The organism is Mucilaginibacter sp. (assembly GCF_035492695.1).
In the GTDB taxonomy this organism is placed as follows: domain Bacteria; phylum Bacteroidota; class Bacteroidia; order Sphingobacteriales; family Sphingobacteriaceae; genus Mucilaginibacter.
The window spans coordinates 556,977-579,842 of the sequence record NZ_DATJJC010000033.1 but is presented as its reverse complement, the minus strand read 5'-3'; the positions used below and the strand labels follow the sequence as shown (position 1 = coordinate 579,842).

Annotated in this window: 21 protein-coding genes; 12 read left to right on the top strand and 9 right to left on the bottom strand. The window is 44.5% G+C overall.

All coding sequences use genetic code 11. The features are described from left to right. Positions 1-64: 64 nt before the first annotated feature. Positions 65-1,033 (top strand): beta-ketoacyl-ACP synthase III, encoded by a 969-nt coding sequence (locus VL525_RS22740; protein ID WP_325390062.1) that lies wholly within the window; start codon positions 65-67, stop codon positions 1,031-1,033. Positions 1,034-1,041: 8 nt separating this feature from the next. On the opposite strand, the gene VL525_RS22735 is transcribed toward VL525_RS22740, so the two are convergent. Further along, positions 1,042-1,323 carry a hypothetical protein gene (locus tag VL525_RS22735; RefSeq protein ID WP_325390060.1) on the bottom strand — a complete coding sequence of 94 codons (282 nt, stop codon included), beginning with the start codon at positions 1,321-1,323 and terminating at the stop codon, positions 1,042-1,044. A gap of 155 nt (positions 1,324-1,478) precedes the next feature. On the opposite strand from VL525_RS22735, the gene eat reads away from it, so the two are divergent. Genes eat through eutC form a run of 3 tightly spaced genes read left to right on the top strand, consistent with a single transcriptional unit; the run spans position 1,479 to position 4,981 of the window. Next, on the top strand, positions 1,479-2,831 hold the full coding sequence (gene eat / locus VL525_RS22730) for an ethanolamine permease (protein WP_325390058.1): 1,353 nt from the start codon (positions 1,479-1,481) through the stop codon (positions 2,829-2,831). 3 nt (positions 2,832-2,834) lie between these two features. Then, positions 2,835-4,223, top strand: a complete 1,389-nt coding sequence (locus VL525_RS22725) for an ethanolamine ammonia-lyase subunit EutB (RefSeq protein WP_325390056.1) — start codon at positions 2,835-2,837, stop codon at positions 4,221-4,223. After that, entirely contained in the window at positions 4,211-4,981 is a 771-nt protein-coding gene (gene eutC, locus VL525_RS22720) for an ethanolamine ammonia-lyase subunit EutC (RefSeq protein WP_325390054.1), read from the top strand. Before VL525_RS22725 ends, eutC begins: the two co-directional genes overlap by 13 nt. A 5-nt stretch (positions 4,982-4,986) precedes the next feature. Here the strand turns inward: eutC and VL525_RS22715 are convergent, their stop codons facing one another. From VL525_RS22715 to VL525_RS22695, 5 genes are all read right to left on the bottom strand, one after another. Beyond that, entirely contained in the window at positions 4,987-5,517 is a 531-nt protein-coding gene (locus VL525_RS22715) for a DUF4251 domain-containing protein (protein WP_325390052.1), read from the bottom strand. Positions 5,518-5,669: 152 nt separating this feature from the next. Then, positions 5,670-6,149 (bottom strand): DUF4251 domain-containing protein, encoded by a 480-nt coding sequence (locus tag VL525_RS22710; RefSeq protein ID WP_325390050.1) that lies wholly within the window; start codon positions 6,147-6,149, stop codon positions 5,670-5,672. Between the two features lie 111 nt (positions 6,150-6,260). Next, on the bottom strand, positions 6,261-6,731 hold the full coding sequence (locus tag VL525_RS22705) for a DUF4251 domain-containing protein (RefSeq protein ID WP_325390048.1): 471 nt from the start codon (positions 6,729-6,731) through the stop codon (positions 6,261-6,263). Positions 6,732-6,835: 104 nt separating this feature from the next. Further along, positions 6,836-8,719: a molecular chaperone HtpG gene (gene htpG / locus VL525_RS22700; protein ID WP_325390046.1), complete on the bottom strand. Its 1,884-nt coding sequence runs from the start codon at positions 8,717-8,719 to the stop codon at positions 6,836-6,838. Positions 8,720-8,929: 210 nt separating this feature from the next. Further along, positions 8,930-9,451: an NADPH-dependent FMN reductase gene (locus tag VL525_RS22695; RefSeq protein ID WP_325390044.1), complete on the bottom strand. Its 522-nt coding sequence runs from the start codon at positions 9,449-9,451 to the stop codon at positions 8,930-8,932. A gap of 105 nt (positions 9,452-9,556) precedes the next feature. Here VL525_RS22695 and VL525_RS22690 point away from each other — a divergent pair, with 105 nt between their 5' ends. The 4 genes from VL525_RS22690 to VL525_RS22675 all read left to right on the top strand — a co-directional run bounded on the left by VL525_RS22690 (position 9,557) and on the right by VL525_RS22675 (position 12,203). Then, entirely contained in the window at positions 9,557-9,853 is a 297-nt protein-coding gene (locus VL525_RS22690) for a hypothetical protein (protein ID WP_325390042.1), read from the top strand. 218 nt (positions 9,854-10,071) lie between these two features. After that, the gene (locus VL525_RS22685) at positions 10,072-11,481 is read left to right on the top strand and encodes a DUF4403 family protein (protein WP_325390040.1); all 1,410 of its coding nucleotides are present in this window, start codon (positions 10,072-10,074) and stop codon (positions 11,479-11,481) included. 107 nt (positions 11,482-11,588) lie between these two features. Then, positions 11,589-11,963, top strand: coding sequence for a response regulator (locus tag VL525_RS22680; RefSeq protein ID WP_325390038.1), 375 nt, complete (start codon positions 11,589-11,591; stop codon positions 11,961-11,963). A 93-nt stretch (positions 11,964-12,056) separates the two neighbouring features. Then, a complete protein-coding gene (locus VL525_RS22675) occupies positions 12,057-12,203 on the top strand; it encodes a hypothetical protein (protein WP_325390036.1) in 147 nt (48 codons plus the stop codon). On the opposite strand, the gene VL525_RS22670 is transcribed toward VL525_RS22675, so the two are convergent. The 3 genes from VL525_RS22670 to VL525_RS22660 all read right to left on the bottom strand — a co-directional run bounded on the left by VL525_RS22670 (position 12,200) and on the right by VL525_RS22660 (position 15,461). Further along, a complete protein-coding gene (locus VL525_RS22670; RefSeq protein WP_325390034.1) occupies positions 12,200-12,643 on the bottom strand; it encodes an SRPBCC family protein in 444 nt (147 codons plus the stop codon). The two genes, VL525_RS22675 and VL525_RS22670, sit on opposite strands and share 4 nt — an antisense overlap. 123 nt (positions 12,644-12,766) lie before the next feature. Then, a complete protein-coding gene (locus VL525_RS22665; protein ID WP_325390032.1) occupies positions 12,767-14,119 on the bottom strand; it encodes a sensor histidine kinase in 1,353 nt (450 codons plus the stop codon). After that, positions 14,109-15,461: a sigma-54 dependent transcriptional regulator gene (locus tag VL525_RS22660; RefSeq protein WP_325390030.1), complete on the bottom strand. Its 1,353-nt coding sequence runs from the start codon at positions 15,459-15,461 to the stop codon at positions 14,109-14,111. The genes VL525_RS22665 and VL525_RS22660 overlap by 11 nt, the downstream gene beginning before the upstream one ends. Before the next feature lie 330 nt (positions 15,462-15,791). On the opposite strand from VL525_RS22660, the gene VL525_RS22655 reads away from it, so the two are divergent. From VL525_RS22655 to VL525_RS22640, 4 genes are all read left to right on the top strand, one after another. After that, a complete protein-coding gene (locus VL525_RS22655; protein WP_325390028.1) occupies positions 15,792-17,048 on the top strand; it encodes an efflux RND transporter periplasmic adaptor subunit in 1,257 nt (418 codons plus the stop codon). A 137-nt stretch (positions 17,049-17,185) separates the two neighbouring features. Continuing rightward, positions 17,186-17,863 (top strand): ABC transporter ATP-binding protein, encoded by a 678-nt coding sequence (locus VL525_RS22650; RefSeq protein WP_325390026.1) that lies wholly within the window; start codon positions 17,186-17,188, stop codon positions 17,861-17,863. A gap of 133 nt (positions 17,864-17,996) precedes the next feature. Then, complete coding sequence (locus VL525_RS22645; RefSeq protein ID WP_325390024.1) at positions 17,997-20,354, top strand: ABC transporter permease; 2,358 nt, start codon at positions 17,997-17,999, stop codon at positions 20,352-20,354. A 67-nt stretch (positions 20,355-20,421) separates the two neighbouring features. After that, on the top strand, positions 20,422-22,815 hold the full coding sequence (locus tag VL525_RS22640; protein WP_325390022.1) for an ABC transporter permease: 2,394 nt from the start codon (positions 20,422-20,424) through the stop codon (positions 22,813-22,815). Positions 22,816-22,866: the final 51 nt, after the last annotated feature.

Sequence of the window (22,866 nt, the reverse complement as noted above, 5' to 3'; positions counted from 1 at the left end):
CTTTTCGTTAAATCATATTAAACAGTTAGTATCTTTGATTTAACCAGAAATACCAAATCAAAACATGGAATCCAAAATAACTGCTATTGCTGTTTATACCCCTGCAAACAGGATAACCAATGAATATTTTGAACAGTTTATCGAAACAAATAATGAATGGATAATCTCGCGGACAGGAATAAAAGAACGCAGGTTTGCCGACAAGGATGAATTTACGAGCGATCTGTGCGTAAAAGCGGCCCAAAATTTATTAACGGAAAACGCGGGATTCTCGTTTGACGACGTAGATTTTATATTAGTAGCCACCACCAGCGCCGACCAGGTGATGCCAAGCATGGCCAGCCAGATACAAAACCGTTTAAATATCCAGAATTGTGGTTGCCTTGATATTATGGCTGCTTGTGCAGGATTTGTGTATGGCTTGATCTTAGCCAAAGGCATGATAGCATCCGGGACGCACAAAAAGATTTTGGTTTTTGGTGCAGAGGCTTTGTCGAAATTTACAGATTTTCACGACCGTACATCCTGTATATTGTTTGGCGATGGCGCCGGTGTGGCTTTGGTTGAGCCTTCGGAAAAATCAAAGATATTCAGCACTATTACCGGTTCGGACGGCAGCCATGGGAAAGACCTTTATTTATCGCAACACGCTTCTGTAATTAATGGGGAGCAAATAGACCCGAACGGCAAAATTCATCAAAATGGCAAGGTGGTATTCAAATGGGCCATACAAACCGTTAGCGCCAAAGTAAAGGAATTGATCGCTAAAAATTCTATGACTATGGAGGACCTTGACTGGATAATCCTTCACAGCGCGAATATGCGCATTATAGAAGGCGTTGCGGGAGAGATTGGTGCGCCGATGGAGAAAATGTTAAGCAGCATTGAGTATTTTGGTAATACATCGTCCGCTTCGATTCCTCTGTCCTGGAACATTGCCAAAAATGCAGGTAAAATAAAGCCCGGGAATAAAATATTGATGCTGGGCTTTGGCGGAGGGCTAACCTTTGCGGGCGTCATTATCGAGGCTTAACAAAGTCATTAGCTTTGGATGTAGGCCTGCACAAACTCATCGTCACCGATCGCTTTAATGATATCGTTAGCAGCCAGGTACTCTGAGCTATTGTGGTCTTCTAATGATTCGGCGTAACCATCTACCTGGTGCGCGTAATCGACGGCTTCCTGTTCATCTTCAAATAACAGGATGACATTATTGTTTACCTCGGGCCTGATACCGCTATGCGGATGCGGTACATCAAGCTGCGTGAATTTTCTATAATCGAGCGCCGACAAACCGTCGGACGGAATTTTGATACGTAACATTTCAATAAGTATTGTTCCTTATTTTAACAGCTTTACTACAAGTATGTTTGAACAGCGGGTACGGCAGGCGTCTTAACAATATGATAACAAGGGCGATTTTGATTTAACAGCGCCTTTAACTATTTTAAAGCGGAAATTATGCTACCCCATCGTTCATGAGCAATACGCGGCCCGAAAAACTAAAAAAAGCACTTAAACCGATCCATTTGTGGGCCATTGCGGTTGGACTGGTCATATCGGGCGAATATTTCGGGTGGAACAACGGATGGGCCGTTTCAGGCACTATCGGTATGCTGATAGCAACGCTGGTAGTAACAATAATGTACATAGCTTTTGTTTTCAGCTATACCGAACTGACCACTTCTATACCGCATGCGGGCGGTGCTTTTGCCTATGCTTACAGGGCCATGGGGCCGGTTGCCGGGCTTATAGCAGGTTACGCTACTTTGATCGATTTCCTTTTTGCGACACCGGCAGTTGGTTTTGCGCTTGGTAGTTACCTGCACTTTTTATATCCTGCAATTCCGGTAGTGGGCTCGGCGATCATATTCAATATCGTGTTTATTGGTATTAATGTCATGGGTATTAAGGAATCGGCTGCCTTTTCTGTGTTTATAACTATACTTGCCGTGGGCGAATTGCTGTTATTTATGAGCGTTATCGGGCCATCGTTCAAAATGAGTAATTATGTAAGTAACCCAATGCCGTTCGGGTGGAGCGGGGTGTTTGCTGCATTGCCTTTCGCTGTTTGGTTTTACCTGGCGATAGAAGGGGTTGCCTCGGTAGCCGAGGAAGTAAAAGATCCCCGGCGCAATATCCCGAGAGGATATATCTATGGCATATTAACGCTTGTTTTCCTCGCGTTAGGTGTGATGATCTTAACAGGCGGTATTACCGACTGGCGAAAATTAAGCAGCCTGGATTACCCATTACCTGCAGCAATCAGTATCGTTCTGGGGAAATCGAACAGCCTTACCCGCGTATTTGCAGGCATTGGTTTGTTTGGGCTGATCGCCTCTTTTCACGGTATTATACTGGCGTCATCGCGGCAAGTTTTTGCAATGGCCAGGAGCGGCTATCTGCCCCGTGGCCTGGCAAGGGTAAATCACCGGTTTAAAACACCGCATTGGGCATTAATAGCATCGGGTATAGTAAGCGCTATAGCATTGCTGACCGGCACTACGGCACAGATCATCATTATTTCGGTAATGGGTGCCGCGCTAATGTATATGATGAGCATGGTGAGTCTTTTCAGGCTCAGAAAAAAGGAACCAGGTCTCGATCGCCCGTTTGCTTCGCCGTTTTATCCGTATTTCCCGGCGATAGCGCTGGTATTATCGGCACTATGCATGTTTGCCATAATTTATTTTAACCCACGGCTAAGCCTTTGGTTTTTCGGCGGGCTGGTTGCTGTAATTATCCTGTTTATGCTTATGGGTAAGCACAAAATAAAAATAACGGACGATGTGCTGCTCGAACAGGCTGAAACGATGATCGCTACTGATTAAATCATGTCGTACCAGCACACCATCGGCAGAAGGACTTACAGGTTTAAAGACCTGAAAACGTTGCTGGCTAAAGCCTCGCCACACCGGTCGGGCGATGTGCTGGCCGGCCTGTCGGCCGAGAGTTACGAAGAACGTGTAGCAGCACAAATTACGCTTGCCGATGTCCCGTTAAAGACCTTCCTCGAAGAAATGGTGATACCTTATGAACAAGACGAAATAACAAGATTAATAATTGATAACCATAATTTTAAAACATTTACTTTAATTGATAGTTTAACTGTTGGTGAATTGCGGGATTGGCTTTTAAGCGACGATGTTACGGGAGAGGTGTTAAAGAAAGTGTCGGACGGAATAACGCCGGAAATGGCCGCTGCAGTTTCGAAACTGATGCGTAACCAGGATTTGGTAGCTGTGGCACGAAAGTGTGAAGTGGTGACCCGTTTCAGGAATACGATCGGTTTAAAGGGGCGTTTTTCAACGCGTTTGCAACCCAATCACCCTACGGACGATCCAAAGGGTATAGCCGCCAGCATTATTGACGGTTTGCTTTATGGCAGTGGCGATGCCACAATCGGTATTAATCCCGCTACAGACAGCCTGGTCGAAGTGAACAACCTTTTGCGGCTGATGGATGCCTTGCGGCAACAATTTGATATACCCACGCAATCTTGCGTTTTGAGCCATGTCACCACAACATTGGAGCTCATCAACAGCGGCGCTCCCGTCGATCTTTGCTTCCAGTCGATAGGCGGTACAGAGAAAAGTAATTCGAGCTTTGGTATCAGTTTAAGTTTGCTGGATGAAGCTTATGAGGCAACATTGTCATTAAACCGCGGTAAGGTTGGCAATAATGTTATGTATTTCGAGACGGGGCAGGGTAGTGAGCTCTCGGCTAATGCGCATCATGGTGTCGACCAGCAGACATGTGAGGCAAGGGCCTATGCTGTGGCACGCCGGTACAACCCGTTCCTGGTGAATACAGTGGTGGGCTTTATTGGCCCGGAATACCTTTATGACGGCAAGCAGATCATCCGGGCCGCTTTAGAAGATCATTTTTGCGGTAAATTGCTGGGCCTGCCTATGGGCGCTGACATTTGTTACACCAACCATGCTGAAGCCGACCAGGACGATATGGATAACCTGCTGGTACTTTTGGGCGTAGCGGGCTGTAATTTTATCATGGGCGTTCCCGGCTCGGATGATATCATGCTCAATTACCAATCCACTTCGTTTCACGATGCTGTTTACCTGCGTAAAGTGCTCGGGCTACGGCCTGCGCCAGAGTTTGAGGAATGGCTGATAAAACAGGGGATAATAGACGCGTACGGAAACCTGTCAAATCACAGAAATGCTGAAATGGTAAAAGAAATGAAAAGGCTATGGATCAATTAGAAAAGGCCGGCAATGATCTTTTGGAGCCGTTAAAAGAATTTACGGCTGCCAGGATAGCTTTGGGCCGCGCCGGTTCGAGTATCCCCGTTAGGCAGTCGCTGACTTTTAACCTCGCACATGCCCACGCACGCGATGCCGTTTATTCGGAACTCGATGTGCAAAAATTATCAGGGGAATTAGCGGAGCTTGACCTGCCGTTTTTGCAGCTACATAGTAAAGCCGCTTATCGGGAGCAATACCTGCAGCGGCCCGATCTTGGCCGGCAATTGGACGATATATCGGCTGATCTATTATCCGGCCATCATGCACCTGCCGACATTGTTATTGTTATCGCCGACGGGCTTTCGGCTACAGCCGTTAATAACAACTCAATAAATCTGCTGAAGGTACTGGTACCGCGGTTGCTGTCGGCCGGGTTAAAAATTGCTCCCATTTGTCTTGTTAAACAAGGCAGGGTAGCAGTAGCTGACGATATTGGAGCGCAAATGCTGTCCGGGCTTTCTATAATCCTTATAGGCGAGCGCCCCGGGTTAAGCGCAGCCGATAGTATGGGTGCCTATCTCACGTTCAGCCCGAGACCGGGGCTTACGGACGAATCACGCAATTGTATTTCAAATATCAGGACGCATGGTTTAAGCGTTAAGCAGGCATCTAAAAAAATATTCTACCTTGTTCAGGAGGCCTTAAGGAGAAAGTTATCAGGAGTTGGCCTAAAAGATAATGAAGGGCTGCCCGGCGACCGTGCTGCCCTCTATTAAGTTTGTTATTTTACAATTGCGGCGCTTACCGGTGGAAACTGGGCAATGTGCTGTTTGACATACCCGTAAAAGATCAGTGATTTTTTATCGGGCCTCATCACATCCAGCGTTGCATACCCTTCGGGCGATATCAGAAGGGTTATTTCTTTTATTTCTGTTGAATGATCCCCTTTTGGAGTTATATCGATGTTCCACCCGCCATTTACGGCATCGTTCATTTGGTAACCGAAACCGGTACAAGTAATACCTGCATTAATAGCTTTAACCGGCGTACCGGGTGCCTTGCCTTCCTCTGGCAAATAAACGATCAATGTATCTTTTGAAACATCCATATCGCCGCCATGCCGAAGGTACCTGCTGTCGCCATTACCCATAACCTTTTTCGAGGCCTCAAAAGTATACCGGCCGCCGTCGACAAGGTTTTTAACCTCTGTGGCTTTTTTAACCTTATCCTCTTTTAACGATTGTGCGAAAACTGCATCAGATCCCCATAAAACCAGGGCAGATACAAAAAACAATTTACCTAAGCTTTTCATAATAATTAACTTTTATAGACGCTTAAGGTGGTTCAAACACTATACCATATTGCATATAGTTCGATACCCGTTTTTTGCGGGACCCAAAAAGGAACACTTTGTACCCAAAAGGGTACAGCATATTCAGTTAACGGAGGTAAGCTTAGGAAGGGTTACTCGAGGTAGCCGTCAAAACTGATATTATCACGGTTTACGCTGTTTACTGCCAGTGAACCGTAGCCATCAGCGGATATAAACAGAGTCATCGACTGCAGGTTCCTCACATCTTTTGGTTTGATGGTGATCTCCCAGCCGCCTTTTTTTCTTTGAACAGCTTTGTATTCAAATTTTGTGGATGTGAATTTTATGCCCAGATCAGTACTGCCATAGGGCACATCGAAATGGGCCACGCCGTAATAAGGTAAAAATGAAACTACACTGTCAGGTGTTATTTTTAAATCATACTCCGAAGTAAGCTGGATTGTTCCGCCGCTAAGCGGTATCGCATTGTTAGCGCTAAAGGTGTAGTGTTTGGTTTCGATGTTATTTTTAATTGCCGCCCTTTTTTGCTCTTTTTTATTTTGTGCAAAAGATGCAGAGGTCCCTATACCAACTATCAGCATAAGGATCAACAGGTTTCTTAAAGTTTTCATACACTCGTAAGATGAATAACGGAGAACTTTTCCATAAAATTATACAAAATTTATTCCACATTAGTCAATTCCCTGTTGTTTTTGTGTAACACCAGCAGCGTTGGCCGGATGTTAATTTGCACGACCGGGGTAAAGATAACCGTGGTATATCATGCGCGACCGCCGCACACTATTTACTATCAGGGTAGCGTTGCCATCTTCGTATATTTCCAGTACGATCTTGTTAATGTCGTCAACATCGTTAGGCGTCATGGTAACCTGTTGCCCGTTCTTTTTTAAGGTTTTAACACTATATCCAAAATCTAATGACCTGAGGTTTAAATTTGCGGTCTGATCTACGTAAGCATTTCCGGATATGGAGTTGCCTGCGAACGGCAGCACTGAGGTCAAGCTGTCTCTGGTAACCTGCATATAATATGTTTGTCCGCCCTGGGAAGTCACAAAGGTATATTCGATACTATTTACGCTATTCCTGATCGCAAATTTCAGCGCAGCCGCTTTTTCTGCTTTAGTTGATTGAGCATAACTGAGACTACTGCAAATGACCACCAAGGCAGTAAGTAAGGTTTTTGGATATATCATAAAAGGTTTAGAATTAACAAAATAAAGATACTCAAACTTTTTAAGTTTCGACCAAAAAAAGGCCCCGGTTTAACCAGGGCCTAAACATTCTGCTAAAATGATATTTATATCAGGTTAACGCTGCGGTTGACAAACTCCGTCAATTCTGCCCCGGTCAGCAAGCCTTGCGAAAGCAGTGCCAGGTCAAAAGCTTGTTTGGCCAATTGCGATTGTGTCTCTTCACTTTCCTGCTCCAGTATCTTGCTTACCAATTTGTGGTTAGCGTTGATAATTACTTTATAATTGTCGGGCATATTGCCATAAAAGCCCATTCCTCCGCCCATGGCCGCCATTTCCTTCATGCGGCGCATAAATTCGTCCATGGTAACTGTTACGGGCAGGTCGTCAGGATTTAAGCTTTCCAGTTCAACTTTGTAAGCGGGTTTATTAATGGCGTTATCAAAAATTGTTTTTACCCGGGCCGATTGTTCCTCGGTAAGGATATGGGCGGGGTTATCATCTTTTTTGATCAGTTTATCAGCTACATCGGAATCCACACGTTTTAACGATGTTTTTTCCAGTTTTTGCTCCAGGCTGCTTATAAAATGATTATCGATGGGCGAATTCATCAGCAAAACATCGTAACCTTTTTTGTTGGCCGACTGGATAAACGCATCCTGTTTTTGCGGGTCGTTGGTATAAATGTAAACCAGGCGATCGTCCTTGTCGGTCTGAACAGGGGCCACCTTCTCCTTGTATTCCTCCAAAGTAAAATTCTTTTTGTCGGTATTGGTCAGCAGGACAAATTCTTTGGCCTTATCATAAAACTTGTCTTCGCTCACCATACCATATTTTACGAAAAGACCAATATCCGGCCATTTCTCTTCGTATGCTGCGCGATCATTCTTAAACAATTCTGCCAGTTTATCAGCTACCTTTTTAGTAATGTAGCTGTTGATCTTTTTTACGTTACCATCGGCCTGCAGAAAGCTTCTTGATACGTTAAGCGGGATATCCGGCGAATCAATAACGCCGTGCAGCAACATCAGGAACTCGGGCACGATGTCTTTTACCTCATCGGTGATGAACACCTGGCGCGAAAATAACTTGATCTTGTTCCGCTGGAAATCAAAATCATTCTTCACTTTGGGGAAATAAAGTACCCCCGTAAGGTTGAACGGATAATCGACGTTCAAGTGTATCCAGAACAGCGGATCTTCCGAGAACGGGTAAAGCTGTTTATAAAAATCGAGGTAATCCTCGTCCTTCAGGTCGTTCGGCGATTTGGTCCAGATAGGGTTGGTATCATTGATGATATTCGGAACCTCAACCGATTTGAATTTTGGCTTGCCTTCTTCATCCTCTCCATCGTGCTCCTCTTCCGTTTTTGTGCCGAAAATGACAGGCACGGGCAGGAAACGGCAATATTTATCCAGTATTTCCTGCAATTTATATTTACTCAGGAACTCTTCGTTATCCTTGTTGATATGGAGGGTGATCTCGGTACCGCGTTCGGTCAGGCTACCCTCGCTCAATTCAAATTCGGTACTTCCATCGCAGGTCCAATGAGCGGGTTCGGCGCCTTCCTGGTACGATAAGCTTTCAATATCCACCCTGTCGGCAACCATAAAGGCAGAATAGAAACCCAGGCCGAAACGCCCGATGATCTCGTTAGCGTCTTTAGCCTCCTTGAATTTCTCCATGAATTCTTCGGCGCCGGAGAAAGCGATCTGGTTGATATACTTTTTGATCTCTTCGGCTGTCATGCCGATACCATTGTCGGAGATGGTTATGGTTTTCTTAGCCTCGTCAAACGCCACTTCAACGCGCACATCGCCGATGTCACCTTTTACCTGGCCAAGCGAGCTCAGGCGTTTCAGTTTTTGTGTTGCGTCTACCGCGTTGGATACCAATTCGCGAAGGAATATTTCGTGATCGGAATACAGGAATTTTTTGATGATCGGGAAAATGTTCTCGGTATGTATCGAGATCGTTCCTTTTTCTTGCATAATCTATAATGGTTTTGGAGTAATTAATATGTCAGAACCCGGATTTATGAGATTAGAAGAATTGACAGGACTTAAGCATATACCAGTTCCGTAAATTCGCTAATTCAGTAAATTCTGATTCGAATTAGGTTTTATCAATGCTTGTTCCAAACGAGGTAAGGTTGTCAAATTGGCAGTATTAGTTAGATGGTCGGAAGGCTTTTCGGGAAATCAGTCAATAGAATTCAACAAAGCCTTAAATAGTGTCTTTAATTTTTTAACAGTTGCCTCATCGGTGATCTGACCATCGCCGATTTTGGTGCGAATAAAAGATATGAGCAGCGTTGTTTCGGGCACCAGTTTTGCATCTATGGCGCCTAATATTTTGATCATTGCCGCGTGGGCGTTTTCGCCACCGGTAGAAGCCGTAATTAAGGCCGTCGGCTTTCCTGAAAACGAACCGCTTGACACTGTCCAGTCCAATACATTTTTTAAAGCGCCGGGCACCCCAAAAGCATATTCGGGTGTGCAGATCACGACGCCATCCGCGCCAGCTATCTGCTCCCGCAGCCTGGTTACCGGTTCTGGCGGGTCATCATTATCAAGACCGGGGTCGAATGCCGGTATGCCTGCTATTCCATCGTAGATAACAAACTTTACATTTTCGCCGGGCAGGCTCTTTAGATATTCAAGAATGATATGATTCGACGACCCTGACCGTAGGCTGCCTGAAATAGCAAAGATATTTTTCATGATTTTTATTCGCAGCGTCAATTATAACAAATGAAAGGTTAGCGCCCTGTCAAATTTCAAAAATACGGTTAATAAATATGTAGTTTTGAAGCACGACCGGGTCCCATGTTTAGATTTTACAATAAGCATCGTCTTTTAATTGCGCGGGCAGCCCTCATCATTATTTTGATGGTGATCATTCGTACACTTGCGGACGCCCTGTACCATTTTAAGTCTAACTCAGGGTTAACCAATGCCCAACTAAATATGTATTTTATCGGGGCGATGGTGGCTTCGTCGTCGGCGTTGCTTTTATTTTTACTGTACCTTTGGCAAAAGTATAACTGGATGACCATTCTTGCTTTTATTACGGTAATTATATTAATTGGCATTAAGGTTCACTACATGGGTTGGGGCGTTTAGAGGGCGATGTAAATAATAAAACACGATAAATTGCTGTTCACGAATATGTTAAAAATGGGCCACTTTTTAACATGACCTATTTTAAAATTACCTGATAATCAATTAAATATGATAACTGTATATTTGGCAAGCGGCGGCGGCGTGAACACTTAGTGTACCGCGATTTTGTGAGGCAAATTCATAAACCTTTACTATTTTTACCAGCATTATCGCTTTAAATGAAACTTAAACCAACACAATCCCTTACGGCTGTGGTATTGCCGCTTATCCTTTATTCGTGTGCCGCAACCAAACCGCTTGCACCGGCTAACGTACCGACGGCCGGGATACCTGACATAGTTCAACCTGTATCCAATATCGAAGTGCCGGTTACGGTCGACCTTAAAAATTATTTTGTACAAGCCGAACATTCGGTACCCAATAAATATACCGATAACCAACAACCCTGCGAAGGCCTGCGATATCAATATGTGTTTACCCGAACACCTTTTACCATTGCGGGCAATAATAACGTGGTGAACCTCAGCTTTATTGGCAGCTACGGTTTTGCGGCATCCTATTGTGCCAAGTGCGCTATATTCCCCGGGTCGGGGCAAACGCCTATTGTACCGGTGATCTCAGCACAATGCGGCTGGGCAGGCGAGCAGCCGCGGCGTATGCAAATATCCTATCAGTCGACCATCAGCATTACCCCCGATTATCATTTGCGTTCAAAAACTATCCTTTATCCCGTCCCGAAGCCACTCGACCGCTGCAATGTGGTTATGGGAACGATAGACGTGACCGACAGGCTGATACAGTACATTACCGACCCTTTGAATGATTTGGGAAAGCAGGTGGATGCACGCATAGCGGCTTACAATATAAGGCCCATGGTTGAGCAGATATGGAAGAACCTTGCTACCGAGAGCAAAGCGGGGGATATGGGGTATGTCTACATCAACCCCGAGTCGGTGCGGCTGAGCAGTTTTAGCCTTAACGGGTCGCAACTTACATTTTCGGTCGGACTATCAGCCAAACCAATTTTTACCACGGTAAGCACACAACGACCCATAAAACCTTTGCCCAATTTATCGGCCTACACCCCGGCCAACGGTTTTAACGTTTATCTTGACCTGCAGGAAAACTATGATCACCTGACCAAAACTGTAAACCAGCAAGTGGTGGGAATGAAGGCCGACGTTGCCGGAAAAGAATTTATCGTAGATAATACTAAGATATGGGGGAGTGGTAAGCAGATAGTGATGCAGGTTGATTTTAAAGGCTCAAGTGCAGGCACTATTTACCTGGTTGGGACCCCAAATTACGACCCGAAAAGTCACGAATTATCATTCCCTGATCTAAGTTTCGATCTCCAAACCAAAGCGTGGATGCTGAAAGCGGCAAAATGGATGTTCAACGGCAAAATAACTGATATGATACGCCAACGGGCAATCTATAACATAAGTCAATTTTTGACCGATAGCAAAACCCGTGTCCAGAAGGAAATGAGTAAAGATATGGGGAATGGCATTCATTCGGATGTATCGATCCGAGATCTTGATATTAAAGCTATTTATCCAACCACGGAACAGTTGATCATCCGTACATTATCAGACGGACAAATTAAGGTGAAAGTGATCATGTAATAAATGTGTGGATCGGGGCCGGGAGGTAAATTTATTAACTGTAATAATAAAATTTTAAGCGTAATTTATATATTTGATCTGCCTGATTATATTTTACTATTGATTGTATGAAGAAAAAAGTGTTGATCGTCGAAAACGATCAGGATATACGAAACCTGGTTTCGTATATTTTGGAAGATGAGGGTTTTGAGACGTTTAGCTGTCCCGAACCCAAAGACCTGGAGGTGATACAAGAATTTAAACCCCATCTTATCCTTATAGACGAATTTATCAATAATCAACCTGGCCACAGGTTCTGTCTTAAGATCAAACAGTCCGACAATCTTAACAAAATCCCGGTTATCATCCTTTCCACTGCAAATAATATCGAAATGATCGTGGAAGAGTGTAAGGCAAATGATTATGTCCGCAAGCCTTTTGATGTACAGGAGATGGTAGACAAAGTGATGAACCTGATAGACAACACCCCGCTGATCGTTTAGCCCTGACCGCCGAGGGCGGATAGATTAATATGCGAATCTTTTGAATAACTGATATGCTATTGTAAATGCCCTTTTTTAACTAAATTTGATCTGATGAATAAAAGGCAGCAGCATACCGGTCTTTATTATTTTTTCGGGCTTAATAAGGGCACGTGGGTGCTCATTTTAGTGCACTTGTTTATCTTACTCTCGCTTGTTGTGCTTTTTTCTGCCATTATTGAGAAGATGCAGAACTATTAAGCCAACGAAAACTTGTTTTGCTCAACAAAATCCTTTAAACCCCAAAGAATTTTATCCCAGCCTTTTACAGACCGCTCGTACCTTTCTTCCACCCCCTCGCCAACGCCAACGTCGTCTGTAATGTGTACTATCGTTTCGCCGTTAATATATTCCAGTTCATCGGTTACGGTCGAAGAGCCGCCGCGGTCGCCCACCTCGCTGAAGAGCTTGTACCTCAACAACTTGTTTGGCTTCACTTCGGTAATAACACCTTCAAGTTTTATAGGTATCAGCAGGAAAATCCGGCCCTCAAATATGATCGGGCTGCCAACCTGCCAGTCGGAAAGCACCCTGCAGTTAAAGAAGTATTTTTTTGTCTTTTCCGGATTTGTCAGTGCATCCCAAACTACTTCGGCCGGTGCATGGATCGATATACTTTTTTTGACGACAAAATCTTTCATAAAGATTATCTTATGATCGGTATAAGCTGTTTTTCAAATTAAACAACCGCTTTTAGGAAATATTGTTTTAATTCCTGTTTACCGATCGGACTGATAAAAACTTACATGAATATAGCCCGCTTTTTATCCCACAAACTGCAATAAAAATGCAGAACCCTTTCCCTCGGTACTTTGTACCTGGATATTGCCTTTGTGCAATAACATGATCTGCTTACACAAACTGAGCCCTATGCCGCTACCGGTTTTCCGGGTGCTGAAGAACGGGATAAATATTTTGTCGAGCAGCTCCGGCGGCATACCAAGGCCATTATCAGCAACTTTGATTATAGTACGGCCATTGCCCACCTCAGCGGCCAGTGTAATACGAGGATCTTCTCTTTCTTTTACAGCCTCAATAGCATTTACCACCAGGTTGATCAATACCTGTTCTACCAGGTTCAAGTCGGCCTCAATAGCCAACGCCGGGTCGCGCAGCACTATTTCCAACTCGATATGTTTCTTGTCCATTGTTGGCGACATCAGGCTGCTCAGATTCTCGAACAAGTCGCGAACGAAAATCTTTTTCAGGTCAAGCTTGGTGATCTTATTCAGGTTGCGGTAACTCTCCGTAAATTTCAGCAAACCTTCGCTGCGGCGTTTGATGGTATCGATGCCGAGTTCAAGATCTTCCAGTTCTCCGTTCATACCGCCACCTTTTAACTCAGGACTTTGCAGCCTGTTCTTCAACGTGTCGGCCAGGGAAGAAATTGGCGCTACCGAATTCATAATTTCATGTGTCATCACACTAAGTAACTTTTGCCAGGCTTTAGACTCAGTTTCATCTAATGCCTCGCTTACGTTTTGGAAGGCGACCAGTTTGGATATCCGGTCATCGCTGCGCAGCACACTTGCCGAAACCAATATTTTAACCAGTTGTTGGTTACGGGATATAGTAATTACTTTGCTTTCGCCGGGTTTTAGTTTTACGATATCCTGGTAAAGCGCTTCTTCGCGTTTTTCAAGCGAATGGATGGTTTTTAGGTAAGGTACGCCTATGATCTTTTTGAAAGCCTCGTTTATCCACCCTGTCTCACCTGTTTCGTTATCGTAGGACAGGATACCGGTATCTACCAGTTCCAATATTTTTTGCAGGTAGTGGTATTGTGTCTCTCTTTCGCGGCTGATGAGTTTGAACGTGCTGTTGATCTCATTAAAGCCTTTTCGAAGGGGCTTGAGTTCCGTAGGGGCGCGGCGCACATCAAAATGCCTCGAAAAGTCACGGTAGTGTATGGATTCCACAAACTGGCTAACCTCGTCCTGGGCTTTTTTCTGGAAACGTATCATCTCTATCAGCTCATAAACCAGCAGGGGGCAGGTAATAACCAGGTACAGGTAATAACCCTGGCCTTCAACCGCCAGTATGGAAGTTGCGGTAAGGGTGATAAACAGGATAAGCACCCGCAGCAAAAGCCGCCATTCGTATCTCTTAAATATCATATTTGCTCAGTCTGCGGTATAAGGCCGTCCGTGTTAACCCTAATTCTTTGGCGGCACGGGTAATATTTCCATTGTTCTTTTCGATCACCCTCAATATGGCATTCTTTTCAAGCGTGCTCAGGGGAACGTTGTCAGCCTCGATGTTTTCCTCGGTAGGCGCCTCCAGTATAGAGAAGATCAGATCGTCCGCTTTCAACAACTGGTCATCGGCCATAATTACAGCGCGTTCTATAGTATACTGTAATTCGCGCACATTGCCGGGATAATTGTATTGTTTCAGTTTCTGCATTGCTCCCGGATCAAAATCGATTACGGGCTTTAAATATTTAGAGCTGTAAAGTTTGGCGAAATGCCTTGCGAGGATAATGATATCTTCGTTGCGCCGGCGTAAAGGCGGCATATTTATCTCAACAGTATTAATACGGTAAATCAGGTCCTTTCGGAAACGGTTCTCGTTGGCAAGCTCCTGCAGCGGAAGGTTAGTGGCGCAAATGAGCCTTATATCAACATCAACCGCCTTATTGGTACCCAGCCGGGTAACCTGCCTGTTTTGCAGCACTGTAAGTAACTTGGCCTGTTGAAGCAATGAAATGTTGCCTATTTCATCCAGAAACAAAGTTCCGCCGTGTGCGTCTTCGAATCGACCGGGCCTGTCTTCACGGGCATCTGTATAAGCTCCTTTTTTGTGCCCAAAAAGTTCGCTCTCGAATAAGGTGTCGGTAAGCGCACCAACATCCACTTTAATAAAGGGTTTATCGGCACGCAGCGACCGTTCGTGGATCGCCTTCGCCATCAGGTCCTTACCCGTGCCATTTTCACCCAGTATCAGGATATTAGCATCGGTAGGGGCAATCTTATTCACCTTGTGGAATATATCCTGCATTACTTCCGAGTCGCCCAGGATAGAGGTATCACCCGACGACTTTACCGAAGCTTTAGCCGGTTTTACACCTTCCTGCTTATCCAGTAATTCTTTGATCGTCGCTATTAATTTTTCATTGTGCCATGGCTTTACCACAAAATCGTCGGCCCCTTCTTTCAACGAGCGTACCGCAAGGTCGATATCGCCGTAAGCGGTTATCATGATGACGCACACATTCGGCTTCCACTCCTTTATTTTCCGTAGCCAGTATATCCCCTCGTTACCCGTATTGATGGCGCTGTTGAAATTCATATCCAGCAATACCAGGTCGATCTGGTTGCGTTGCAGCAGCCAGTTCAGGTTCTCCGGGTTTTTTTCGGTTATAACTTCACCGGCCTCGGTCTTAAGCAGCAGTTTAACCGCGGTTAATACGTCGGTATCATCATCAACAACTAAAACGGTCGCCTTTTTTAGTATCATATATTTAGTTAATGGTTAAAGGTTCGTAATTCATAGCAATCCCCTAAATTAGTAATATTACAGAAAGCGTACTATCATATATAATACCCGGATGCAATTTTTATGCTAATGATGATGGTTTTGGCAGTTAACGCTGTAATTAATTAACTGTGAACTATTAGGCGTTATCTATTTGCCGGGTTGTACCGGGCGCATTGTATCATAAACGGACACTTGCTGTAACAGAAGCGTACGCTTTAAATAGTTAATTTGATAGTAAATTGCTGAAAAACAGCATTTTAATTTGTGGCATATCTTTTTGTAAACAATACCAAAATATAATTTATAACTGTGGATAGAAAAATTGAAAAAAGCCGCTGGAACACCAAACGTATAATGACCATTGCTGGTATTACGGGCATTGTATTACTTGTTGCAGGCAGCATTTATTTTACCTCCGGAAAAAGTAAATACAATGTTCCGGTAGACAGAATTACGATCAGCGAAATTAAGAAAGGCCCATTTTCGGAATTTATTCCGGTAAACGGCGTGGTAATGCCCCAGACAACTATTTACCTGGATGCCGTTCAAGGTGGTACGGTACAGGAGAAATATGTAGAGGACGGTGCTAAACTTAAAAAAGGCGACCCGATTTTGAAGTTGTCTAATACTGACGTTGAAATAAGTCTCGCAAATTCAGAGAACCAGGTCTATAATGTTCAAACTCAAATGCAGATTTCAAAAAATAATGCGGCCCAAAACACGGTAGGTAAGCTACAGGCAATGGCCGATGCTGAAAGCGCATTTAAGGAGGCAGAACGCTTGTATACTGTAGATAAAAAACTTTATGCCCAAAAGGCGATAGGTTTGCAGGATTACCAGATTGCGGAAAATGCTTACAACTACCAACTGAGAAAAAGGAACCTTACAAGGCAGATATTAAAACAAGATACTGCTTTGAATAAAGTACAGGACGAGCAAGCCCAGGAACAGTATCGGCAAATGAAGAAAAGCCTGGAACTGATGCGAAAAGAAGTTGCCGACCTCACCGTGCGTGCACCCATAGACGGTCAGCTTACTTCTCTCGATGCTGAGATCGGTCAGAATAAAAACAGGGGCGAACACCTCGCCCAGATCGACGGTTTTTCGGGCCTGAAAGTACGGGCCAATGTGGATGAGCATTATATATCGAGGGTTTTTACAGGCATGACTGCCTATTACCCGACGGATGATAAAAACTACAAACTGGTTGTTAAAAAGGTTTTCAGTTCGGTAGGTACCGGCGGAACGTTCCAGGTAGATATGATGTTCGTGGGTGAAGTTCCGCAAGGTTTGAGAAAAGGCCAGACACTGCAGATAAGGCTGGTATTTAGCGACGAAGCGCCTGCATTGCTGTTGCCTAAAGGAGGTTTCTTCCAGCAAACCGGAGGTAACTGGATATTCAAAGTGAGCGATGACGGTAAAACGGCTTATAAGGTTGACATACAGCTGAACAGGCAAAACCCTGATTATTTTGAAGTAATACGCGGGCTGAAACCTGGTGATAAGGTTATCACTTCGAGCTATGAGAATTACGGCGACATACAGGAACTGGTGTTACAGAAGTAAGCCTTAACCAATCCCTCTCCGGTAGAGAGGGGTTTAAGAGGCAAATGTTAAAGGGGATAGCTATAAGAAAACTAATTATTTAACTAACATATAAAAATCAAATCCTTAACAATTAAACACAGGATTAGGAGGCACAAATGATAAAGATTACTGATTTAGAAAAGTACTACCGCACCGAAGAGGTGGAAACCATTGCGTTGAACAAATTATCGATGAATGTGAACACAGGTGAATTCGTTGCGATCATGGGCCCGTCGGGCTGCGGAAAATCAACCTTGCTCAATATTTTGGGTATGCTCGATGACCCGGACGGCGGCAGCTATGTATTTAACGACATAGAAGTAGCTCATTTTAACGAACGCAAACGCGCCGACTTGCGCAAGCATAACATCGGTTTCGTGTTCCAGAGTTTCAACCTGATCGACGAGCTTACCGTGTTTGAAAATGTGGAATTGCCGCTGATCTATACCGGGGTGCCAAGTTCGGAACGGGTAAAAAGGGTAGAAGAGGTATTGGACAAAATGCAGATCATGCACCGTCGCAACCACTATCCACAGCAATTATCTGGTGGTCAGCAACAGCGTGTGGCTATTGCCCGTGCGGTTGTAAACAAGCCTAAGCTGATACTGGCGGATGAGCCCACCGGTAACCTTGATAGCAGCAACGGTAACGATGTAATGGAACTGCTGACCGACCTGAACGAACAGGGTACCACCATCATCATGGTAACTCACTCTGAACACGACGCCCGTTACAGCCACCGCATTATACGCCTGCTCGACGGCCAGACTGTGGTCGAAAATATAATGATCTGATATACCAGGTCAGTCCCGGAACTGTATATAGTTTTATAATAACAGTTGATTAATGTGTCTCCCTAACTCCTTCTTTGAACCAAAGAAGGGGTTAGTTTGAGAGTTTATTTGCCCATTTTTAGTACTAAAAGCTATGTTCAAAAATTATGTAATCATCGCTTTCAGGAATATCAGGCGAAATTTCGGTTACGCATTCCTAAACGTATTCGGCCTGACCTTGGGCATTGCCTCCTGCCTTATCCTTTTCCTGGTGGTGAGGAATGAATTGACCTATGACAACTACGCCAAAGCTGACAGGATCTGCCGCGTTACCTTAAACGCTATTGATTTTAACTCCAATGTGTCGCTGGCCGTTGCGCCTAAGATGCGCAACGACTTTCCCGAGCTGGAGCAGGTTTCGCAGGTAATGTATAACAACAGCGCTATTATTAAGATCAATAGCCAGCGCTTTAAGGAAAACGACGTTGCCTTTGCCGATCAGTACCTGCCGCAGATATTTGATTTTCAATGGATATCCGGCAATCCAAAAACGGCGCTGGCCGAGCCAAACTCGATAGTGCTTACCGAAAGCGTAGCAAAAAAGTATTACGGTAATGATAACCCTATGGGGCAGGTCATCAATATCGAAAATCAATTTAATGCGAAGGTCACCGGCGTTATCAAAGACCAGCCCGGCAACCGCAGTGTGCCCATAAGAATACTGATCTCATTGGAAACGATAAAAGAGCGGGTGAAACAGGGCATGGGTAATTTCTGGAATATTGGTGGCGGTTACTTCACTTTTATTCTTTTACCGCAAAATTATCCTGTTCAACGTATCCAGGCACGTATCCCTGCGTTCCTGCACAAAAATTGGGATCTTAACCCAAAAGAAGTAAGGCTCCCGATCCAGCCCATAAAGAATATTCATTTCGATCAGCGTTATATCAATAACGTTATTACACCCACATCTAAAGATACTTATTATGCTTTATTCGGTGTGGCGTTGCTCATTGTTATTACGGCTTGCATCAACTTTGTCAACCTGGCCACGGCGCAGGCCATCAAGCGCGCCAAAGAGGTTGGGGTACGTAAAGTGCTTGGTGCCACACGCCCGCAACTGATCAAACAATTCCTGGGCGAAACCGCCATATTGGTGTTTTTAGCATTGGTTGCAGGCGTTATCCTGGCTTACACATTCTTATCAGGCGCCAATAACTGGATCGGTATTAATATTGATCCGCATCAACTGCTGCAGCCAATGGTTATCGGGTACATTTTTGGGGTTACCCTGCTGGTGATACTGATTGCCGGTTTGTACCCGGCTTTTGTCCAGTCGGCATTCCAACCGGTGGATTCGCTTAAAGACAAAGCCGGAAAATTTGTGAAGGGATTTTCATTGCGTAAAAGCCTGGTATTGGCACAGTTTGCTATTTCGCAGATCATGATCGTGGGTACGCTGGTGGTAGCAGGTCAGATGAATTATTTTAAGAACCAGGATCTTGGCTTTAAAAAGGATGCCGTAATTTCATTTTATATCCCTGACAATAAAAAAGCAGATGTACTGCGTCACGAGCTCGCCAGCAATCCCGGCATCGACCAGGTTACTTTTTCCAACGGTGCACCATCCTATAATAATGCTTTTAACAGTTTTACAGCGCCTGAATTCGGTATTACCAAAGATGGCATAACCGAACTGAAATTTGTAGACGAGAACTACATTGATCTGTTTGGGATGAAAATGCTGGCCGGGCAAAAGGTTTTTAAAAAATCCCCCCAAGACTCCGCTATAACGGTCGTGGCCAATGAAACCATGATCCATGAAATGAATATCATCGACCCTAATAAAGCCGTGGGCAAACAAATATTTTTTGATAAAACCCCTGCTACCATCATTGGCGTGGTTCAGGATTTTCAAAGTGAGTCCAAACATAAAAAACGCAGGGCGTGTGTACTAAGTTACATCCCCAACGGGTTTTTTATGGCGAGTATAAAAATGCGCCCGGGCAGTATAAATAAAACTATTGCACAGGTAGGGAAAACCTGGAATACGATGTTCCCCGATAACCTGTTTGATTACCAGTTCCTTGATGAACATATCGCGAAATTTTATACGCAGGAACAGAAAGTGTACACGGCGTTCCAGCTGTTCTCGTCCATAGCCATCATCATTGGTTGCCTGGGTTTGTACGGGCTGATCATGTTTGCCGCTGCTCAAAGAACCAAAGAAGTAGGCATCCGCAAAGTTTTGGGAGCTCCTGTCGTGAGTATCATCGCCCTTTTCTCGCGCGAGTTTGTCATCCTCATCGGCATAGCGTTTTTAATTGCAGCTCCATTAGGCTACTGGATAATGAATACCTGGCTAAGCAATTATGCCTATCATATCAGCATTAATGCGGGTCTGTTTATCATCGCGATAACCGCTTCCTTTGCAATAGCAGCGATAACTATAGCATACCAAACCATAAAGGCGGCATTGATTAACCCGGTGAAGAGTTTGCGGAGCGAATAAGCTGTTGTTACTGAAGAAAAGTTGGCAGTTTGCAACTAATGAACCATTGAACTAATGAACTAATACCATGATACGTAACTATTTTAAGATCGCATTTCGCCGCTTACAAAAGAATAAGCTTTACACATTTGTAAACATTGTAGGTTTAACTACAGGTATTGCCAGTTGCCTGCTGATAGGTTTATTTATCATTAATGAAGTAAGCTACGACAGGTTTAATGCCAATGCCGGCCGTATTGCACGGATAACGATGCAATATGACGAAGGCGGCAAACAAAAAGTAGCCCTGAGCGGCACCAAAGCGGGCCCGCAGATACAGCGGACCTTTCCGCAGGTTGAAGCTTTTGTGAGGATCATCGATAATTCGCGTATTGTCAAATACGGTAACGAAGTGTTCACAGAAAACCGTTTCCTGTATGCCGATTCATCGTTTCTGAAAGTATTCTCTTTCCCTTTGCTGGAGGGTGATGCCCGCACGGCGCTTAACGCACCAAATAAGGTATTAATATCGCAAACTACGGCTAAAAAATATTTTGGCAGTACCAATGCTATTGGGAAAACGCTTATAATAAATGATACCAAAGAATACCTGGTTACAGGTGTGCTTGCCGATGCGCCCGAAAATTCACAGATCAAATATGATTTTGTGGCCTCATTCACATCCCTTGATGTTTCAAAAACAGAAGAATGGTGGACTGCCAATTACACTACTTACCTGTTGCTGAAGGATAAAAACCAGTTAAACGGCTTGCAGGCTCAATTGAACGATTATATGCGTGGTGTAAGTAAAAGCGAACTTCACCTTGAGGCAAACAGCCCGTTGCTTTATAATCTCGAGCCTTTGTTAAGCGTGCATCTGTATTCCCAGTTAGACGGTCTTGAGCTGAACGGCAATATCAATACGGTTTATATACTCGGCGTTATAGCCTTGCTTATACTGGTGATAGCTTGTATCAATTATACTAATCTTGCTACCGTGCAATCAACCATGCGTAGTGCCGAGATAGGCATCCGAAAGGTTTTAGGCGCTCAGAAATCACAGCTTTTCAGGCAGTTTATAGGCGAATCATTTTTATTGACGCTGATGTCGCTTATTGCAGGCGTGGTGGTGGCTTACGCGTTGCTGCCGTATTTTAACCATGCTACGGGTAAGGTACTCAGTTTTCACCTGCTGATGCAGCCGCTTCCGCTGTGCGCATTAGCCGCTTTGTGCATACTGATAGCTTTTGCATCGGGCAGTTACCCGGCCGTGGTTTTATCAAGCACCCGGCTAACATCTATTTTAAAAGCGGGTGTGCGGCTTACTTCATCGGGCGGCATGTTCAGAAAATCGCTGATCGTGTTCCAGTTTGGAATTTCGGTGTGCCTGATCATTGCCACCATTGTTGTAGTGCAGCAGATCAACTATATCCAGAAGAAAGACCTCGGGTACGATAAGGAGCATGTGATCGTATTGCCGATAGGGCAGAAGGCGCGGGAACATTACGAGGCCATAAAAACGCAGATAAGCCTTTTGCCACAGGTGACGAGCGTAAGCGGCGCAAACGCGACACCAACTTTTGTTCAATGGAGCGATGGGTTAAATGGAGATTTCGGCAAGGGTAAGGTAAGTCTGTCCATCAAAGCGCTGCCGTCGGATATAGGCTTCATCAAAACCATGGGCATGAAAATTATTGCCGGTGAAGATTATACTGAAAACGATTTGAAACTGGCCGACACCACGGATAATTATAAAAACTTCCGGTATGCTTTTATCCTGAATGAAAGTGCCGTAAAAGCTCTGGGGCTGACGCCGCAGCAGGCCATTGGTAAAAAGGTTGAAAAGAACTTCCCGGGTGAAATAAAGGCGGTGGTAAAAGATTTCAATTTTTCATCTATGCACGAACCAGTCGGTCCCCTGATGTTATTCCTGGACAGAAATTTCACCAATTATATTTTTGTGAGGGTGCATGGCAACGATATCCCGCAAGCCATTGCATCGTTAAGCCAATTATGGCAACAGCAGGTACCGTCGCGTCCGTTTGAGTATCATTTCCTGGATGATTATTATAACAAGCTATATGTTTCAGAACAACGTACAGCTACCGTATTCAGCACTTTTGCAACGTTGGCTATTTTATTAGCCTGCATGGGGCTGTTCGGTTTGGCTGCCTTTACAACCGTACAGCGTACCCGCGAGATAGGTATCCGCAAGGTATTGGGTGCCAATGTGCGCTCGATAGTGATGCTTATCGCCAATGACTTTTTGAAACTGACTTTAGTGGCAGTGATATTGGCTTCGCCGCTTGCCTGGTATTTTATGCATAAATGGCTGCAGGACTTTGCTTACAGGATCGACATTAAATGGTGGATATTTATTGCAGCCGGTGGTATATCGGTGCTTATTGCCTTCCTGACGGTAAGTTTTCAATCCATCAGGGCGGCACTGGCCAACCCGGTTGAGAGTTTGCGTTCCGAGTAATTGTTTGTCAGTGATTAGTTAATTGCTGATTAGAGGTTAGTAATAAAAGTT

Coding starts and splice junctions, on each gene's coding strand:
- eat (WP_325390058.1), top strand. CDS start 1,479: ATGAGCAATACGCGGCCCGAAAAACTAAAAAAAGCACTTAAACCGATC.
- VL525_RS22665 (WP_325390032.1), bottom strand. CDS start 14,119: ATGATATTTAAGAGATACGAATGGCGGCTTTTGCTGCGGGTGCTTATC.
- VL525_RS22675 (WP_325390036.1), top strand. CDS start 12,057: ATGAATAAAAGGCAGCAGCATACCGGTCTTTATTATTTTTTCGGGCTT.
- VL525_RS22715 (WP_325390052.1), bottom strand. CDS start 5,517: ATGAAAAGCTTAGGTAAATTGTTTTTTGTATCTGCCCTGGTTTTATGG.
- VL525_RS22695 (WP_325390044.1), bottom strand. CDS start 9,451: ATGAAAAATATCTTTGCTATTTCAGGCAGCCTACGGTCAGGGTCGTCG.
- VL525_RS22705 (WP_325390048.1), bottom strand. CDS start 6,731: ATGATATATCCAAAAACCTTACTTACTGCCTTGGTGGTCATTTGCAGT.
- eutC (WP_325390054.1), top strand. CDS start 4,211: ATGGATCAATTAGAAAAGGCCGGCAATGATCTTTTGGAGCCGTTAAAA.
- VL525_RS22710 (WP_325390050.1), bottom strand. CDS start 6,149: ATGAAAACTTTAAGAAACCTGTTGATCCTTATGCTGATAGTTGGTATA.
- htpG (WP_325390046.1), bottom strand. CDS start 8,719: ATGCAAGAAAAAGGAACGATCTCGATACATACCGAGAACATTTTCCCG.
- VL525_RS22645 (WP_325390024.1), top strand. CDS start 17,997: ATGTTCAAAAATTATGTAATCATCGCTTTCAGGAATATCAGGCGAAAT.
- VL525_RS22670 (WP_325390034.1), bottom strand. CDS start 12,643: ATGAAAGATTTTGTCGTCAAAAAAAGTATATCGATCCATGCACCGGCC.
- VL525_RS22685 (WP_325390040.1), top strand. CDS start 10,072: ATGAAACTTAAACCAACACAATCCCTTACGGCTGTGGTATTGCCGCTT.
- VL525_RS22740 (WP_325390062.1), top strand. CDS start 65: ATGGAATCCAAAATAACTGCTATTGCTGTTTATACCCCTGCAAACAGG.
- VL525_RS22725 (WP_325390056.1), top strand. CDS start 2,835: ATGTCGTACCAGCACACCATCGGCAGAAGGACTTACAGGTTTAAAGAC.
- VL525_RS22650 (WP_325390026.1), top strand. CDS start 17,186: ATGATAAAGATTACTGATTTAGAAAAGTACTACCGCACCGAAGAGGTG.
- VL525_RS22680 (WP_325390038.1), top strand. CDS start 11,589: ATGAAGAAAAAAGTGTTGATCGTCGAAAACGATCAGGATATACGAAAC.
- VL525_RS22660 (WP_325390030.1), bottom strand. CDS start 15,461: ATGATACTAAAAAAGGCGACCGTTTTAGTTGTTGATGATGATACCGAC.
- VL525_RS22690 (WP_325390042.1), top strand. CDS start 9,557: ATGTTTAGATTTTACAATAAGCATCGTCTTTTAATTGCGCGGGCAGCC.
- VL525_RS22640 (WP_325390022.1), top strand. CDS start 20,422: ATGATACGTAACTATTTTAAGATCGCATTTCGCCGCTTACAAAAGAAT.
- VL525_RS22735 (WP_325390060.1), bottom strand. CDS start 1,323: ATGTTACGTATCAAAATTCCGTCCGACGGTTTGTCGGCGCTCGATTAT.